This is a genomic window from Nonomuraea sp. NPDC050328, from assembly GCF_044459405.1.
In the GTDB taxonomy this organism is placed as follows: Bacteria; Actinomycetota; Actinomycetes; order Streptosporangiales; family Streptosporangiaceae; genus Nonomuraea.
Genome location: NZ_JBITIW010000006.1, coordinates 1 through 15,800, shown reverse-complemented (window position 1 = coordinate 15,800; position 15,800 = coordinate 1). Strand labels below are relative to the sequence as shown.

17 protein-coding genes are annotated in these 15,800 nt (G+C 70.7%); 10 read left to right on the top strand and 7 right to left on the bottom strand.

Annotated elements, in window-relative coordinates; all coding sequences use genetic code 11:
- Positions 1 to 83 precede the first annotated feature (83 nt).
- Both aroA and rsgA read left to right on the top strand, forming a co-directional pair.
- The gene (gene aroA, locus ACIBG7_RS22710; protein WP_397337505.1) at positions 84 to 1,358 is read left to right on the top strand and encodes a 3-phosphoshikimate 1-carboxyvinyltransferase; all 1,275 of its coding nucleotides are present in this window, start codon (positions 84 to 86) and stop codon (positions 1,356 to 1,358) included.
- Positions 1,355 to 2,404 (top strand): ribosome small subunit-dependent GTPase A, encoded by a 1,050-nt coding sequence (rsgA, locus tag ACIBG7_RS22705; protein WP_397337771.1) that lies wholly within the window; start codon positions 1,355 to 1,357, stop codon positions 2,402 to 2,404. The genes aroA and rsgA overlap by 4 nt, the downstream gene beginning before the upstream one ends.
- Before the next feature lie 7 nt (positions 2,405 to 2,411).
- Here rsgA and ACIBG7_RS22700 read toward each other — a convergent pair whose 3' ends face one another.
- A complete protein-coding gene (locus tag ACIBG7_RS22700; protein ID WP_357926965.1) occupies positions 2,412 to 2,855 on the bottom strand; it encodes a DUF4442 domain-containing protein in 444 nt (147 codons plus the stop codon).
- 76 nt (positions 2,856 to 2,931) lie between these two features.
- On the opposite strand from ACIBG7_RS22700, the gene hisN reads away from it, so the two are divergent.
- Positions 2,932 to 3,726, top strand: coding sequence for a histidinol-phosphatase (hisN, locus tag ACIBG7_RS22695; protein ID WP_397337504.1), 795 nt, complete (start codon positions 2,932 to 2,934; stop codon positions 3,724 to 3,726).
- On the opposite strand, the gene ACIBG7_RS22690 is transcribed toward hisN, so the two are convergent.
- The 4 genes from ACIBG7_RS22690 to ACIBG7_RS22675 are packed head-to-tail and all read right to left on the bottom strand — an operon-like array spanning position 3,704 to position 7,502.
- A complete protein-coding gene (locus ACIBG7_RS22690; RefSeq protein WP_357926970.1) occupies positions 3,704 to 5,704 on the bottom strand; it encodes a YhgE/Pip domain-containing protein in 2,001 nt (666 codons plus the stop codon). The two genes, hisN and ACIBG7_RS22690, sit on opposite strands and share 23 nt — an antisense overlap.
- Positions 5,691 to 6,293 (bottom strand): ATP-binding cassette domain-containing protein, encoded by a 603-nt coding sequence (locus ACIBG7_RS22685; protein WP_397337503.1) that lies wholly within the window; start codon positions 6,291 to 6,293, stop codon positions 5,691 to 5,693. The genes ACIBG7_RS22690 and ACIBG7_RS22685 overlap by 14 nt, the downstream gene beginning before the upstream one ends.
- Before the next feature lie 16 nt (positions 6,294 to 6,309).
- Positions 6,310 to 7,071 (bottom strand): fructosamine kinase family protein, encoded by a 762-nt coding sequence (locus tag ACIBG7_RS22680; protein ID WP_397337502.1) that lies wholly within the window; start codon positions 7,069 to 7,071, stop codon positions 6,310 to 6,312.
- The gene (locus ACIBG7_RS22675; RefSeq protein WP_357926979.1) at positions 7,068 to 7,502 is read right to left on the bottom strand and encodes a low molecular weight protein-tyrosine-phosphatase; all 435 of its coding nucleotides are present in this window, start codon (positions 7,500 to 7,502) and stop codon (positions 7,068 to 7,070) included. The genes ACIBG7_RS22680 and ACIBG7_RS22675 overlap by 4 nt, the downstream gene beginning before the upstream one ends.
- Before the next feature lie 138 nt (positions 7,503 to 7,640).
- On the opposite strand from ACIBG7_RS22675, the gene ACIBG7_RS22670 reads away from it, so the two are divergent.
- Genes ACIBG7_RS22670 through ACIBG7_RS22650 form a run of 5 tightly spaced genes read left to right on the top strand, consistent with a single transcriptional unit; the run spans position 7,641 to position 12,014 of the window.
- Positions 7,641 to 8,654 (top strand): PstS family phosphate ABC transporter substrate-binding protein, encoded by a 1,014-nt coding sequence (locus ACIBG7_RS22670; protein ID WP_357926982.1) that lies wholly within the window; start codon positions 7,641 to 7,643, stop codon positions 8,652 to 8,654.
- On the top strand, positions 8,654 to 9,595 hold the full coding sequence (pstC, locus tag ACIBG7_RS22665; RefSeq protein WP_397337501.1) for a phosphate ABC transporter permease subunit PstC: 942 nt from the start codon (positions 8,654 to 8,656) through the stop codon (positions 9,593 to 9,595). The genes ACIBG7_RS22670 and pstC overlap by 1 nt, the downstream gene beginning before the upstream one ends.
- Positions 9,595 to 10,485: a phosphate ABC transporter permease PstA gene (pstA, locus tag ACIBG7_RS22660; RefSeq protein ID WP_397337499.1), complete on the top strand. Its 891-nt coding sequence runs from the start codon at positions 9,595 to 9,597 to the stop codon at positions 10,483 to 10,485. Before pstC ends, pstA begins: the two co-directional genes overlap by 1 nt.
- 30 nt (positions 10,486 to 10,515) lie before the next feature.
- Entirely contained in the window at positions 10,516 to 11,343 is an 828-nt protein-coding gene (gene pstB / locus ACIBG7_RS22655; protein ID WP_397337770.1) for a phosphate ABC transporter ATP-binding protein PstB, read from the top strand.
- Positions 11,344 to 11,354: 11 nt separating this feature from the next.
- The gene (locus ACIBG7_RS22650) at positions 11,355 to 12,014 is read left to right on the top strand and encodes a response regulator transcription factor (protein ID WP_357926987.1); all 660 of its coding nucleotides are present in this window, start codon (positions 11,355 to 11,357) and stop codon (positions 12,012 to 12,014) included.
- 60 nt (positions 12,015 to 12,074) lie between these two features.
- On the opposite strand, the gene ACIBG7_RS22645 is transcribed toward ACIBG7_RS22650, so the two are convergent.
- Positions 12,075 to 12,854 (bottom strand): serine hydrolase, encoded by a 780-nt coding sequence (locus ACIBG7_RS22645; RefSeq protein ID WP_397337498.1) that lies wholly within the window; start codon positions 12,852 to 12,854, stop codon positions 12,075 to 12,077.
- A gap of 60 nt (positions 12,855 to 12,914) precedes the next feature.
- A complete protein-coding gene (locus tag ACIBG7_RS22640) occupies positions 12,915 to 13,790 on the bottom strand; it encodes a phenylalanine 4-monooxygenase (protein ID WP_397337497.1) in 876 nt (291 codons plus the stop codon).
- Positions 13,791 to 13,909: 119 nt separating this feature from the next.
- On the opposite strand from ACIBG7_RS22640, the gene ACIBG7_RS22635 reads away from it, so the two are divergent.
- Positions 13,910 to 14,371 carry an Lrp/AsnC family transcriptional regulator gene (locus ACIBG7_RS22635; protein ID WP_397337496.1) on the top strand — a complete coding sequence of 154 codons (462 nt, stop codon included), beginning with the start codon at positions 13,910 to 13,912 and terminating at the stop codon, positions 14,369 to 14,371.
- A gap of 78 nt (positions 14,372 to 14,449) precedes the next feature.
- On the top strand, positions 14,450 to 15,658 hold the full coding sequence (locus ACIBG7_RS22630; RefSeq protein ID WP_397337495.1) for an endonuclease/exonuclease/phosphatase family protein: 1,209 nt from the start codon (positions 14,450 to 14,452) through the stop codon (positions 15,656 to 15,658).
- Positions 15,659 to 15,800: the final 142 nt, after the last annotated feature.

Genomic DNA, 15,800 nt, shown 5'->3' with positions numbered 1-15,800 from the left:
CCACGTCCCGCCTCCGCCCGTCAGGTGCGGGATCGGGGCGAGCGCGGGCGGCCCAGCCGTACCGCTGCCGATATTCTGGGCCCATGCCCGCTCCGCACTGGCCCGCACCGACGGCGACCGGCCCGGTCTCCGCGACCGTCCCGCTGCCCGGCTCCAAGTCGGTGACCAACCGCGCGCTGCTGCTCGCCGCGCTCGCCGACGGCCCAGGCGTCGTACGGCAGGCGCTCCGCAGCCGTGACGCCGACCTCATGGTCGAGGCGTTGCGCGCGCTCGGCGCCGAGCTCGTGGGCGACGGCGACGACTACCACGTCACCCCCGGCCCCCTCCGGGGCGGCGCCCGCATCGACGTCGGCCTGGCCGGCACCGTGATGCGTTTCGTGCCGCCCATGGCCGCGCTCGCCGACGGCGAGGTCTTCTTCGACGGCGACCCGGCCGCCCGCACCCGCCCGATGGGCCCGATCCTCAACGCGCTGCGCGCGCTCGGCGCCGAGGTCGACCGCGACTCGCTGCCCTTCACCATCCGCGGCCCGATCGAGGGCGGCGAGGTCACCATCGACGCCTCGGCCTCCTCGCAGCTCGTCTCCGGCCTGCTGCTCACCGCCGCGCGCTTCGCCAAGGGCGTCACCATCCGGCACGCCGGCCCGCCGGTCCCGTCGATGCCGCACATCGCCATGACGGTCCAGATGCTCCGCGCCGCGGGGGTCGGCGTCGACGACAGCGTCCGTGACGTCTGGCGGGTCGAGCCCGGTCCCATCGCCGCGCGTGACCTCGTCGTCGAGCCCGACCTCTCCAACGCCGCGCCCTTCCTGGCCGCCGCGATGGTCGCCGGCGGTACGGTCACCATCCCCGACTGGCCCTTCGAGACCACCCAGCCCGGCGACGCGCTGCGCGACCTCCTCACCCGGATGGGCGCCACCGTCTCCCTCGACACCACCGGCCTCACCCTCGTCGGCGAGGGCCGCGTCGAGGGCATCGACGCCGACCTCCGCGACGTCGGCGAGCTCACCCCGACCATCGCCGCCCTCGCCGCGCTGGCCTCCTCCGAGAGCCGGCTGCGGGGCATCGCGCACCTTCGCGGCCACGAGACCGACCGGCTGGCCGCGCTGGTCACCGAGATCAACCGCCTGGGCGGCGACGCCGAGGAGACGGAGGACGGCCTCCTCATCCGCCCGCGCCCGTTGAGCGCCGGCCTGTTCCGCTCCTACGCCGACCACCGCATGGCCACCGCGGGCGCCGTCATCGGCCTGCGGGTCCCCGGCGTCGAGGTGGAGAACATCGCCACGACGGGTAAGACCCTCCCGGAGTTCCCACGCATGTGGGCCGCTCTGCTGGGGACCGATCGGGGAGCAGACCGCTGAAGCGGCGGCAGTACGACGAGGACGACGTCAGGGTCAGGCCGGGCAAGGGCTCCCGGCCCCGGACCCGGATCCGTCCTGCCCACGAGGACGCCACCGAGGGCTTCGTCGTGGCCGTCGACCGGGGCCGCTACACCTGCCTGGTGACCCAGCCCGCTCCCGCGAAGAAGCGCAAGGCGGAGTCCCCGGGCGACGGCACGTCCGCCGACCGGACCGTCATGGCCATGAAGGCGCGCGAGCTGGGCCGCAAGGGCATCGTGGTCGGCGACCGGGTGGCTCTCGTCGGCGACATCTCCGGCAAGCCCGACACCCTGGCCCGCATCGTCCGGGTCGAGGAGCGCCGCTCCATCCTGCGCCGCTCGGCCGACGACACCGACGACGGCATCGAGCGTCCCATCGTCGCCAACGCCGACCAGCTCGTCATCGTCACCGCGCTGGCCGACCCGCCGCCGAGGCCGCGCATGATCGACCGCATGCTGGTGGCGGCGTTCGACGCCGACATCGAGCCGCTGCTGTGCCTGACCAAGTCCGACCTCGCCCCGCCGGCCGAGCTCATCTCGCAGTACGCCACGCTCGACGTGCCCCACGTGGTGGTGCACAAGGGCGGCTCGCTCGACGAGCTCCGCGAGCATCTCACCGGCCGTACCAGCGTCCTGGTGGGTCACTCGGGCGTGGGCAAGTCGACGCTGGTCAACGTCCTGGTCCCCGACGCCAACCGCGCGGTCTCCCACGTCAACGCGGTCACCGGCCGAGGCCGGCACACCTCCACCTCGGCCGTCGCGCTGCAGCTTCCCGAGGGCGGCTGGATCATCGACACGCCCGGCGTCCGCAGCTTCGGCCTGGCGCACGTGTCCCCCGAGACCGTGCTCGCGGCCTTCCCCGACCTCATCGAGGGCACGGTCAACTGCCCCAAGGGCTGCACCCACCTCAGCGCCGAGTGCGCGCTGGACGCCTGGGTCGCGACCACCCACGCCGACCCGGCGCGCCTCGTCTCCCTGCGGCGGCTGCTGGCCTCCCGCGACACCCGCGACCCAGACCTGACCTCCTGAGAAGGGGTCAGCGGTTGGGGCGGAGGGTCCAGCGGAAGGTCATCTCCGAGACCACGACCCCTTCGGCGTTGCGCACCTCGACCTCCACCGCGAACTCGGGCCGCTCCCCCGCGTCGAGCTGACCCACCACCGAGGCCCGGTCCACGAGCAGGCGGCCCTCGGCGACGACCTCGCCGAGCGCGAGCTTGCGGTAGCGGACGTCGGCCCCGGTCGTCAGCGGCACCGCCCGGGACAGCTCGTCGCCGAAGGCGGACAGCATGGCGGCGCCCGAAGCGCTCTCCGCGAGGGTGAACAGCGCCCCCGCGTGCGGCCCCGCCAGGTGGTTGTGCAGGTCGGGCCGGTCGGGCAGGCGGCAGACGGCCACGCCGTCGGCGACCTTGTCGAAGGTGATGCCGAGGTGCCGGGCGAAGGGCACGGTGTCGAGCAGGAAGGCGCCCACATCGAATGACATGGCCCCATGCTACTGGCCGGTAACCGGATGGACCGGTATAGGTAACCCACTCGCCCAGGCGATAGCGTGGCTCCTCGTGACGGGCTACAGCGACGATCTGCGTCTCGCGCATTACATGGCCGACGCCGCCGACGACCTGACCATGCGCCGCTTCAAGGCGGTGGACCTGAAGGTCGAGACCAAGCCGGACCTCACCCCGGTGAGCGACGCCGACCGGGCGGTCGAGGAGGCCATCCGCTGCACCCTGCGCCGGGCCAGGCCGAGGGACGCGGTGGTCGGCGAGGAGTTCGGCACCACCGGGTACGGCGCGCGGTCCTGGGTGATCGACCCGATCGACGGGACGAAGAACTACGTCCGCGGCGTCCCGGTGTGGGCCACGCTGATCGCGCTCATGGACCACGGCAAGGTGGTGGTGGGCCTGGTGTCCGCCCCCGCGCTGGGCCGGCGCTGGTGGGCGGCGAAGGACGGCGGCGCCTGGACCGGCAAGAGCCTGACCAAGGCCACCCGGATGAACGTGTCGAAGGTCGGCAAGCTGAGCGACGCCTCCTTCTCCTACTCCAGCCTGGGCGGCTGGGAGGAGCAGGGCCGGCTGGACAACTTCGTCGACCTGACCCGCAACTGCTGGCGGACCCGCGCCTACGGCGACTTCTGGTCGCACATGCTGGTCGCGGAGGGCACCGTGGACGCCGCGGCCGAGCCGGAGCTGTCGCCGTGGGACATCGCGGCGCTGACGGTCATCGTCGAGGAGGCGGGCGGCGTGTGGTCCGACCTGTCCGGCGGCAAGGGGCTCGACGGCGGCAGCCTGGTCTGCACCAACGGCCTGCTCCACGACGAGGTGCTGAGCCGGCTCACAGCTCCAGCGAAGGCTTGAGCCGTTCCATGGTCCACCGGCGCTGCATGATGACGACGAGCAACATCAGCGTCAGCGCCCCGGCCAGGAAGCCGCAGAGCAGGCCGACCGAGTGCCAGGTGATGTCCGGGTTGCCGCCGGAGATGGTGACCCGGAGCCCGGCGACGAGGTAGGTCATCGGCACCAGCGGGTGGATGGTCGCGAACGGCTCGGGCAACGTCTCGGGCGGGTAGAGGCCGCCGCAGGAGACGAGCTGCACCATCAGGAGCAGCAGCGCCACGGCGTCGCCCGCCGAGCCGAGGGCGATGCGGACGAGCTGGACGATGGCCACGAAGGTCGCGATGCCCAGCGACATCAGCCCGAGGGTCCCGGGCACGTTGACGGGGGCGAGTCCCAGCCCCTTGTCGACCACGAGGTAGAGCACCCCGGCCGCGACCTGCCCGAACCCCACCACCGGCAGCCACGCCGCCGCGGTGACCAGCGGCGAGGGCGCCCCGGAGGCCAGCGCCCGCTCGCTGACCGGTTTGAGCATGAGGAAGGCGACGATCCCGAAGACCCACAGCGCGATCGGGATGAAGAACGGCGCGAGCCCGCGCCCGTAGGCCCCGGCGGGGTGCAGGTTGTGCTTGCTGATCTCGACCGGATCGGCGAGCGTCGCGGCGTCGGAACGATCCAGCGAGGGGATCTTGGCCTTGCCCTCCTCGATGCCGTCCACGAGCTGCTCGGTGCCGTCCTTGAGCTGGTCGAGCCCGCCGCTGAGCTGCCGGGTGCCGTCGAGGAGCGAGCCGACGCCCTGGTCGAGCCGGCCCGCGCCCTTGGCGACCAGCCGGGCGCCGTCGTCGAGCCGCTGGATGTCCCGGGCGCCGCGGGCGATCTTGCGCTGCAGGGCCGGCACCTCGCGCCGGAGCGCGGCGATGTCGGCGGCCACCCGCTTGACCTCCGCGTCGAGCTGGTCCGCCGCATCGGCGAGGCGAGCCGCCTCCAGGGCCAGGAAGTCGGCGAAGTCGAGCAGCGAGTCGATGATCGCGCTCATCGCGGGGGTGAGCCGGAAGTCCTCCGAGGCGTCCGGGTTACTGGGCAGTCCGAGCTTCTTCTTCTCCTCGGCGATCCACCATGAGATCTCGTCGCACAGCTCGTGCAGGAGGTCGGAGACCGCCGCGGCGGCCCGTGCGATGCCGCGGGCGCCCTCGGCGCCGATCCCGGTGATCTTCGAGGCGAGCTGCGCGATGCGGTTGGCCCGGTCGGCGAGGACCGGCAGCTTCCGCTGGGCGAGCGCGGCGAGCGGCTGGGCGATGGCGTTGAGCTTGTCGACGCCGTCGGCGACCTGCCGGGCGCCCGGCGCGAGTGCGGCGCTGCCGCGCTTGAGCGTCTCGGTGCCCTCCACCAGCTTCCGCCCGCCCTCGGCCGCGCTGCCCGCGCCCCGGTCGAGCTTGCGGGCGCCGTCCTCCAGTTCCTCGAAGCCCTTCTCCGCCTCCTCCAGCCCCTCGACGACCGCCTCGAAGTAGGTGGTGACCGCGGCCTCGTTGATCTGCGCCTGGAGCTTGGCCTGGACGGTCTCGGCCATCACCCCGACCAGGTAGTTGTTGCCGTCGTCGAGCTGGATGGACATCGCCGCCTGCTGCGGCGCCCCGTCCGCGCCGCTGCTGAGCTTCTCGCTGAAGTCGGGCGGCACGGTGATGATCACGTAGTAGCGGCCGTCGTGCTGCCCCCGGGCGGCCTCCTCGGCGGTGACGAAGTGCCACTGCAGGGTCGCGTCCTCCTTGAGCCGCTGGACGAAGTCCTCGCCGCCGGCGATCCGCTTGCCGTCCACGTAGACCGGCCGGTCCTCGTTGACCACGGCCACCGGCACCTGGTCGATCTTCTTGTACGGGTCCCAGTTCGACCACAGGTAGATGGCGCCGTACAGCAGGGGCACCACCAGCAGGAAGGCCAGCCCGGCCCGTTGCAGCGGCTTCCGGAAGCGCCGCAGCTCGAACAGGGCCAGGTCAAGGACGCGCACAGCGCACCCACCCGTCCGCCAGCGCGTACGCGGGCGCCTCCTCCACCGTCGAGGCCACGATCGTCGCCCCCGTGTCACACGCCCGGCGCAGGGCCCGCCACACCTCCCTCTGCCGCGCGCTCGCCGTGTTCTCGTGCACGTCGTCCAGCACGACGACCGGCTTGCCGGCCATCAGCCCCAGCGCCGCGCACAGCAGGGTGCGGTCGGCCGCGTCGAGTTCCTCCACGGGCTCGCGCGCCGGGGCCCGCCAGCCCAGCGCCTCGCACGCGTCGTCGAAGGCGTGCGGCCCGACGCCCTCCAGCCACCGGCGCTCTCGCGCGTGCTCGCCCACCCGCAGCTCGGGCGTGAGGTCGATCGGCGGCCGCACCCGCGCGACGGCCACCTTCTTCCGGACGGCACGCACCCCGTCGACGGTCAGCCGCCCGGTCGTCACCTTCATCCGCCCCGCCAGCGCGAGCAGGAAGCTCGACCGTCCCGAGTCGGACGGCCCGACGACGGCGACGAGGAAACCGGCCGGCGCGACGAGCGACAGGTCACGGAAGATCCAGCGGCCGTGCTTGCGCAGCCCGAGCCCTTCCGCTTCGATCACGTGACCATAGTGTCACTCAGAGTGCCAGAACCCTCGTAACCGCGCTGATCAGGCTCTCCCGGTAACCGCCCCCGAACAGCACCACATGCACCAGCAACGGGTGGAGCTGGTGCAACGGCACACGTTCCCGCCACCCGTCGGCCAGCGGCGCCACCTCCTGGTAGGCGGCCAGGATCCGGTCGAGGTGCGGCGCGCCGAACAACGCCAGCATCGCCAGGTCCGTCTCCCGATGGCCGCCGTGCGCCGCCGGGTCGATGAGCACGCCGCGTCCTCGCGACCACAACACGTTCCCGTTCCACAGGTCGCCGTGGATGCGGGCGGGCGGCTCCGCCACCGAGAGCTCGGGGAGGCGGTCGATGACCCGCTCGATCAGGCCCGTCTCCCGCGGGGACAGCTCCGCCTGCCGTACGAAGGGAAGAAGCCGTTGCTCGGCGTAGAACTCCGGCCAGGAGGAGGCGGCCGAGTTGTCCATGGGCAGCTCGGCGATGAAGCCCGGCCAGGGGGCCCCGAAGGAGGGCGCGCCGAGCAGGTGGGTGCGCGCGAGGTCGCGTCCGAAGCGCTCGACCGCGGCGGGGGTGGGCGGCTCGGTGTCGACCCAGTCCACGGCGAGACTGCGTTCGTTCACAAAGGCGACATCAACCGCGATATCCCCCAGCCAGCGCAACCCCTCGGCCTCGGAGGTGAACAACGGGGAAACAGGACCCGACTTGACGAAGACCCTCCGGCCGCCGGGAAGGGTCTCCCGGCGGTGCTCGATGCCGCCGCGGCCCCCGCTCACCGGGCGGCGAGGTACTCGGCCAGCCCCCGCGAAGCCGCCTCGACCTGGCGCAACACCTCGTCGAAGCCGTCCTGCCCGCCGTAGTAGGGGTCGGGCACCTCGGCCCCCTCGGGAGCGTCCGGGTCGAAGGAGCGAAACAGCCGCGCCCCGGGCACCTTGCGCAGGTTGTCGCGGTCCATGACCAGCACCAGGTCGAACTCGCCCGGCCGGATCTGCCTGGCCCGATGCGCCGACCCGTCGTAGCCGCCGGCCTTCAGCGTGCTCAGCGCGCGCTCGTCCATCGGCTCGCCCTCGTGCCAGCCCCCGGTGCCCGCGCTCTCCACCTCGACGTCATGAATCCCCTGCTCAGCAAGGGTTTTGCGGAGGACGACCTCGGCCATCGGGGAGCGGCAGATGTTGCCCATGCAGACCAGAAGGATGCGATAGCTCATGACTTGGGATGGTATTCACGCACCCCGAGGCACGTCTTCCGCCATCGGTCATAGCTCGTTTCATTTCCGTTCACTTTGCCCGAGTTGTATCAGGGCGTAACGAAAAAGAGCATCTCAACACGGAGAAGGACACATACCGTGACCAGTGGACAGCGCCGCCTTCTTGGGGTGGCGACGGCAGCCCTCGTCGTTTCCCTTTCTGCGGCGGCCTGTGGCGGCGACGCCAAGCCTGACGCGGGGAGCACCTCCTCCGCCAGCGCCCCCGCCGAGGCGGGCAGCTCCGCCCCGGCCGCGGCCAGCGGCGAGATCAAGGTCGACGGCTCGAGCACGGTCGGCCCGCTGACCCAGGCCGCCGCCGAGATCTTCGGCGAGGAGCAGCCCAACGTGAAGATCGCGGTGGGCACCTCCGGCACCGGCGGTGGCTTCGAGAAGTTCTGCGCCGGCGAGACCGACATCTCCAACGCCTCCCGCGCCATCAAGGACGAGGAGAAGGCCGCCTGCGAGGCCAAGGGCATCAAGTTCACCGAGCTCACGGTGGCCACCGACGCGCTGACCGTGGTCGTGCCCAAGGAGAACACCTGGGCCACCTGCCTGACCACCGACCAGCTCAAGAAGATGTGGGAGCCGGCCGCCGAGGGCAAGGTCATGAGCTGGAAGGACGTGGACGCCAAGTTCCCGGACGAGCCGCTCAAGCTCTACGGCCCGGGCACCGACTCCGGCACCTTCGACTACTTCACCGACGAGATCAACGGTGAGGAAGGCGCGAGCCGCAAGGACTACAGCCCCTCCGAGAACGACAACGACATCGTCACCGGTGTCTCCGGCGCCAAGGGCGGCCTGGGCTACTTCGGCTTCACCTACTTCGAGGAGAACGCCGACAAGCTCAACGCGGTCCAGATCGACTCCGGCAAGGGCTGCGTCGCCCCGAGCGTCGAGACCGCCCAGAACGGCACCTACGCGCCGCTCGCCCGTCCGCTCTTCGTCTACCCGTCCGCCGCCGCCACCAAGCGGCCGGAGGTCGCGGCGTTCCTCGACTTCTACGCGAAGAACATCAACGTGATCGCCAAGGACGCCAAGTTCATCCCGCTCAACACCGAGCAGGAGACCAAGCTGAAGTCCGACCTGGAGGCCCTGAAGGGCCTGGCGGGCTGATGGCCGCACAGCACAGGGCGACCGCGACGGGGACCGGCAGGTCCCTGGCGCGGTCGCGCCCGCGTTACGGAGAGGCGGCCATCAAGGTCGTCCTCATGCTCGCCGCCCTGGTCTCGGTCGCCACCACGCTGGCGATCGTCGCGGCTCTCGCCGAGCCGACCATCGAGTTCTTCGCCACCGTGAGCATCGCCGAGTTCTTCGGCTCCACCACCTGGGGCCCGCTGTTCAACCCGCCGAGCTTCGGCGTGTGGCCGATCATCGTGGGCACCCTCGAGGTCACCGTCATCGCGATGATCGTCGCCGTCCCGCTCGGGCTGGCCTCGGCCATCTACCTGTCGGAGTACGCGACCCCGCGGGTCCGCAAGATCTTCAAGCCCGTGCTCGAAGTGCTGGCCGGCGTGCCCACGGTCGTCTTCGGCTTCTTCGCCCTGGTCTTCGTCACCCCGCTGCTCCAGCAGATCTTCCCCTTCCTCAACCTTGAGCCGCGCAACGCGCTCAGCGCGGGCCTGCTCGTCGGCATCATGATCATCCCGATCATCGCGTCGATGGCCGAGGACTCGATGGCCGCGGTGCCGAACGGCCTGCGCGAGGGCTCCTACGCGCTCGGCGCCTCCAAGATGCTCACGTCCGTGCGCGTCGTGGTGCCCGCCGCCTTCTCCGGCATCGTCGCCGCCGTCATCCTCGCCTTCTCCCGCGCCGCGGGCGAGACGATGATCGTTGTGCTGGCGGCCGGCGCGAAGCCGGTCTTCACCGTGAACCCGGCCAACGAGATGGCGACGATGGCCTCCTTCATCGCCAGCGCCGGCTCGGGCGACCTGCCGGTCGGCTCGATCGGCTACAAGACCATCTTCGCCGTCGGCGCCCTGCTGTTCATCCTCACGTTCGCCATGAACTGGATCAGCGCGCGCCTGGTTCAGAAGTACCGCGAGGTGTACGACTGATGGCTCTCCTGTCCACCCCCAGGTCGGCGGTCCAGCTCGCCAGCAAGGGCCGGCCGCTCAAGGAGCACCTGTTCCGGGTCGCCCTGCTGTCCAGCCTGGCCATCGCGCTGGGCTTCCTCGCCGCGTTGATCTTCTACGTGGTCCAGGAAGGCTGGCCCCGCCTGGACTCGATGCTCTGGGAGAACCAGCCGTCGATCCGGCGGCCCGAGACCTCCGGCATCCAGTCGAGCATCCTCGGCACCCTCTGGATCATCGGCCTGACCATCCTGATGGCGCTGCCCACGGGCATCCTGGCCGCGATCTACCTGGAGGAGTACGCCGACAAGACCAAGTGGTACAACCGCCTGATCGATCTCAACATCTCGAACCTGGCGGCCGTGCCCTCGATCGTCTACGGCATCCTCGGCCTGGGCATCATCGCCCGCTGGATGTCCTTCGGCTTCACCATCATGACCGGCGCGATCACCATCTCGCTGCTGGTCCTGCCGATCGTGATCATCTCCGCCCGCGAGGCCATCAAGGCCGTGCCGCCCTCCATCCGCGAGGGCTCGCTCGCGCTCGGCGCCACCCAGTGGCAGACCATCTGGCGCCAGGTCCTGCCGGCCTCGGTGCCCGGTATCGCCACCGGCTCCATCCTGGCGCTCTCCCGCGCCATCGGCGAGGCCGCGCCCTTCCTCATGCTGGGCGCCGCGACCTTCATCCGGTTCAACCCGGAAGGGGTCTGGAGCAGCTTCTCCGTGCTTCCCCTGCAGATCTACGGCTTCATCACCCGGCCTCAGGCCGAGTACGCCGTCCTCGCTGCCGCGGCCATCGTGATCCTGCTCGGCATCCTGCTGCTCATGAACTCCGTGGCCATCTGGCTCCGTAACCGCTACCAGAAGCGGTGGTAAGGGACTCGAATGTCTGAGATTGGAATCTCCATGCCGAACGTGACCGTCCGTGGTCCGGAGGCGCCGCGCAACATCGAGGCGCTGGACCCGGTCTTCAACGTCGAGGACCTCAGCGTCTTCTACGGCGACTACCAGGCGGTCCGCAACGTCGACATGACCATCGGCAACCGCGAGATCACCGCGATGATCGGCCCGTCGGGGTGTGGCAAGTCGACCGTGCTGCGCTGCTTCAACCGGATGAACGACCTCATCCCGGGCGCGCGCGCCGCCGGCAAGATCACTTTCCACGGCGAAGACCTCTACGGCGACCACGTCGACCCGATCGAGGTCCGCCGCCGCATCGGCATGGTCTTCCAGAAGCCGAACCCCTTCCCCAAGTCGATCTACGACAACATCGCCTACGGCCCCCGGGTCAACGGTGTGAAGGGGAAGATGGACGAGATCGTCGAGCAGGCGCTGACCAGCGCGGCCCTGTGGGACGAGGTCAAGGACAAGCTCAAGCAGAACGCCCTGTCCCTGTCCGGCGGCCAGCAGCAGCGCCTGTGCATCGCCCGCGCCATCGCGGTCCAGCCCGAGGTCATCCTCATGGACGAGCCCTGCTCGGCCCTCGACCCGATCGCGACCACCAAGATCGAAGACCTGATGCAGGAACTGTCGCGCGACTACACGATCGTGATCGTCACGCACAACATGCAGCAGGCCGCCCGCGTCTCCGACCGCACCGCCTTCTTCACCGCCGACGTCGACGACCAGGGCGTACGGCACGGCCGCCTGGTCGAGTTCGACGAGACCAGCCGCATCTTCACCAACCCCTCCGACAAGCGCACCGAGGACTACATCACGGGGCGCTTCGGCTGATGGCTTCCGAGATGCCCGTACTGCTGGTGGCCGACCCGGACGAGCGCATCGTCTCGGACCTGGCCACGGCACTGGAACGAGAGGGTGTCTCGGTCACCGGCGCGCGCGACGGCGCCCAGGCCTTGTTGCAGGCCGGGGCATTACAGCCGGACGTGGTGCTCGTAGCAGCCACGTTGCCGGTCATCGGGGCAGTGGACTTCATCCGTGCGGTACGGCTGGCGCGAGCCGTGCCGGTCCTGCTCGGTGTCGACGAGGGGCATGCCGAGAAGGCGGTCCAGGCGCTCGCCGCCGGGGCGTCGGCGTGTGTGGCCTGGCCGTACCGGGTGCCGGAGTTGTTGCCGTTCATCCAGGCCTCGCCCAAGGTCCTGGCGGTCGGCGGGGTGGAACTGGACGTGGGCGCGCACCAGGTGAAGGTGGACGGCCGTGCCGTACACCTGCCGCTCAGGGAGTTCGAGCTGCTGCACTACCTGATGCGCAACGCCGACCGGACGGTCACCCGCGAGCAGATCATGCGCAACGTCTGGCACACGGCGGACACGGCCTCGACCAACACCATCGCGGTGCACGTCAAGCGGCTGCGAGCCCGGCTGGGCGACGTGGACGACGAGCTGATCCAGACCGTGCGCGGCGTGGGCTACCGGCTCAGCAAGCGGGGGCGCGGCGCGGCCTGACCTTCTTCGACCCTGTCCTTCACCGCGCGGCTTCGCCTGCGACGGTTTTCCCCCGCGGGCTCAGCAGGCCGCGCGGAAGCGGAGCATGAGGCGCCGGACCACGCCCTCCACGGTCGCGATGCCGTCGCCTGCCTCCGCGCTGCCCTCGGTCAGGACCGCGACCGCGTACCGCCCCGCGATGAGCCCGACGCTGGTCACCGCCCAGCGTTTCGTCGACACGCGCTTCAGCCAGCCGTTCTTGAGCTCCGTGCGCTCGCCCTTGCACGCTCCGGCGCTGACGCCCCAGTCCTGCCCGTCGACGACGCCGCCCATCAGGCTTCTGACCCGCGCGCGCTCGGCGGCCGGCAGCGGGCTCGACTCGCGCACCAGCGCGCTCATCAGCCGGACCTGGTCCTCGGCGGAGGTCTTGGTGATGCCCCAGCAGTACAGGTCGAGGCAGTCCCCCGGCACGCCCGCGGTGTGCTTGAGCCCGAAGGCCCGCCCGGCCCTGGTGAAGCCCGGAGCCTTGCCGATGCGCTCCCACAGCCGGTCGGCCGCGTGGTTGTCGCTGTGCCGGATCATGATGCTCGCGTCGTGCCGGGCGGCCTTGCCCAGCTTCGCCCACGGCGTCTTGAGCAGCAGCGCCATCAGGATCTGGACCTTCGCGCCGCTCGCGGTGATGAGCCGCTCGTGCCGGTGGTAGCGGTAGCTGCGGCCGGTCCTGAGGTCCTTGACCATCGCGGTCACCGGCCCCGGCCGGATGCGCAGGAACCGGTCCAGCGACCTGGTGACCTCCTCGGACCCGGCTGGCGGGGCTCCGGTGAAGGTCAGCGTCCCGGCCAGTAACGCGTGAATGATCATCGCCCCGCTCCTCAGCTCGGCCCCCTGCAGAGTGGGACGCCGGGAGCGGGACGGGAGTTCTCAGGAAATCCGGGCAATCGACTCGTCGTCGCAACTGTCCCAGAAGCCGCCCACGACGTCCTCCAGGTGGTCCAGGGACTCGGCCGCGAACAGCACGTCCTGATATTTCGTGATGTCGTAGTGCGTGGTGCCCATCGCGGCGAGGTCCAGCGGCCGGATGTCCATCCCGCGGAACTCCTCGATCTCCCCGTAGGAGGACAGGATGCCCGCGCCGTACGCCTTGAGCTCGTTGTCCTCCCGCAGCACCCCGAACTCCAGGGTGAACCAGAAGACCTTCGACACGAACTCCAGCGCCTCGTCGCTCTCCACCCGCCGCGCCGCCGCCCCCGCACTGCGGTACAGCCGCGCGAACCGGTCGGAGGCCAGCGCGTTGGCGTGCCCGATCACCTCGTGGATGACGTCCGGTTCCGGCGTGTAGAACGGCACCGAGTGATGCCGGATGTACTGCGTCGAGTGGAAGTAGCCGTCCGCGAGCACCCCGTAGAAGTCCCGCAGCGGCACCAGCCCGGCCGCCGGCAGGTACCGGAACCCGGTCAGCGGCTCCAGCAGCTCGCTCACCTCCTGCAACTGCGGGATCCGCTCCTCGGGCAGCCCGAGCCGCTCGGCCCCGGCGAGATACTCGGCCGCCGCGTACTTGCGGTGCTTGACCGCCAGCTCGCGCGTCACGCTCGCCCAGACCTCGTGCTCCTGCTCGGTGTACTCGGCCTCGGGGATCGGCTCCCCGCGCCGGTGATTGACCGCCAGCCCGGCGATGGCGTTGCGCCGCGCGCGGTACACCGGATCCGCGAACCCCGGGTGCGACTGGGACAACTCGACCACCACACCGCCGTCCTCCGTGGTGGAGACCGGCGCGAAGTACTGCGCTTCCTCGAACATGACCCAGATAACAGCAATTTCCTGATTCGCTGGCAAGAGCTGCTAGTTTCTCTGCCATATCCGCATAGTCCGGTACGGCTAGCGCCGGGATCGGCTGGTCGAATCGCCCAGAGGTGCACGTGGACACATTGGACGCCCGGCTGCTCGCCACCATGCGAGCCCACCCGCGCATCGGCCTCACCGAGCTCGCCCGCCTCCTGGGTGTCGCCCGCGGCACCGTCCAGGCACGAGTGGACAAGCTCGTCGCCCGGGGCGTCATCGCCGACTTCGGCCCCACGATCGATCCCGTGCCGGTGGGCTACCCGATCCTGGCCTTCGTCTGGCTCCAGATCGCCCAAGGGCGCCTCGCCGAGGCGGTGGAAGCGCTGCGTGCCGTCCCGGAGATCCTGGAGGTCCACGGCACCAGCGGCCAGCACGACCTGCTGTGCCGGGTCGTCGCCCGGAGCACCGAACACCTCCAGGAGATCATCGCGACCGTCCTGGCCTCCCCGGCAGTGCAGCGGACCGACTCGACGATCTCGCTGTCGACGCAGATCCCGTTCCGGGTCGAGCCGCTGCTCCAGGCCGCGGTCACCCGCTGAGCGGCGTTAGCCGGCTGGTCATGTGATCGACCCCGGGGACGAGTTCCCGGGGTCGCGGCCCCGTGCCACGATCAGGGGATGAGCTTACGGCGCGTCACCCTCGTCCTGGCTGCCGCTGCGGCAGCCCTGCTTCCCCTCGCCCCGCCGGCCACCGCGACCACCGCGGCCCATCGGGGTGAGGTGCGCTTCGCCACCTTCAACGCCTCGCTCAACCGCAACGCCGAGGGCGACCTCGTCCGCGACCTCAGCACGCCGGCGAACGCCCAGGCCAAGACCATCGCCGAGATCATCCAGCGCACCCGCCCCGACGTGGTGCTGATCAACGAGTTCGACTACGACACCGCCGGGGCCGCCCTGCGCCTGTTTCAGGAGAACTACCTGAGCGTCGGCCAGAACGGCGCCGCCCCGATCGTCTACGGTCACGCCTACACCGCCCCCAGCAACACCGGCCTGGCCTCCGGCTTCGACCTGAACAACAACGGCCAGGTCGTCACCACCCCCGGCGCGCCCGGCTACGGCGACGACGCCTTCGGCTTCGGCCAGTTCCCCGGCCAGTACGGCATGGCGGTCTACTCGCGCTTCCCGATCGGCGACGTCCGCACCTTCCAGACCTTCCTGTGGAAGGACATGCCCGGCGCGGTCATCCCGCCCGGCTTCTACTCCCCCGAAGAGCTGGCCGTGCTCCGCCTGTCCTCCAAGAGCCACTGGGACCTGCCGCTGCAGGTCGGCAAGCGCACCGTGCACCTTCTCGCCAGCCACCCCACCCCGCCCACCTTCGACGGCCCCGAGGACCGCAACGGGCGGCGCAACCACGACGAGATCCGCTTCTGGGCCGACTACGTGCACCCGGCGCGTTCCGGCTACATCTACGACGACCGTGGCCGCCGTGGCGGGCTGCACCCCAGCGCCCGCTTCGTCATCGCCGGCGACCAGAACGCCGACCCCTTCGACGGCGACAGCTACGCCGGGGCGATCCAGCAGCTCCTGAACCACCCGAAGATCGACTCCTCCACCGCCCCGGCCAGCGCCGGCGCCGCCGAGGCCGCCGCCCTCCAGGGTGGCGCGAACGCCTCGCACCGCGGGGACCCGGCTCAGGACACGGCCGACTTCAACGACAACGCCCCCGGGAACCTCCGGGCCGACTACGTGCTGCCGTCCAAGCGGTTGCGGGTCAGCGGGAGCGGGGTGTTCTGGCCGGTCCGTAGCGACCCGCTCTCCCGCCTCACCGGCGTCTTCCCGTTCCCCAGCTCCGACCACCGCCTAGTCTGGCTGGACCTCCGCCCCTGAAACGCAGAAAGGCCCGTCCGGACACCCGGGCGGGCCTAACTCTCGTGTAACGCAGTAGAGCCCGCCGGGAAACCCACGGCGGGCTCTACTGATCAATATTTGTGCGGCGGCGACCTACTCTCCCACACCCTGGCGAGTGCAG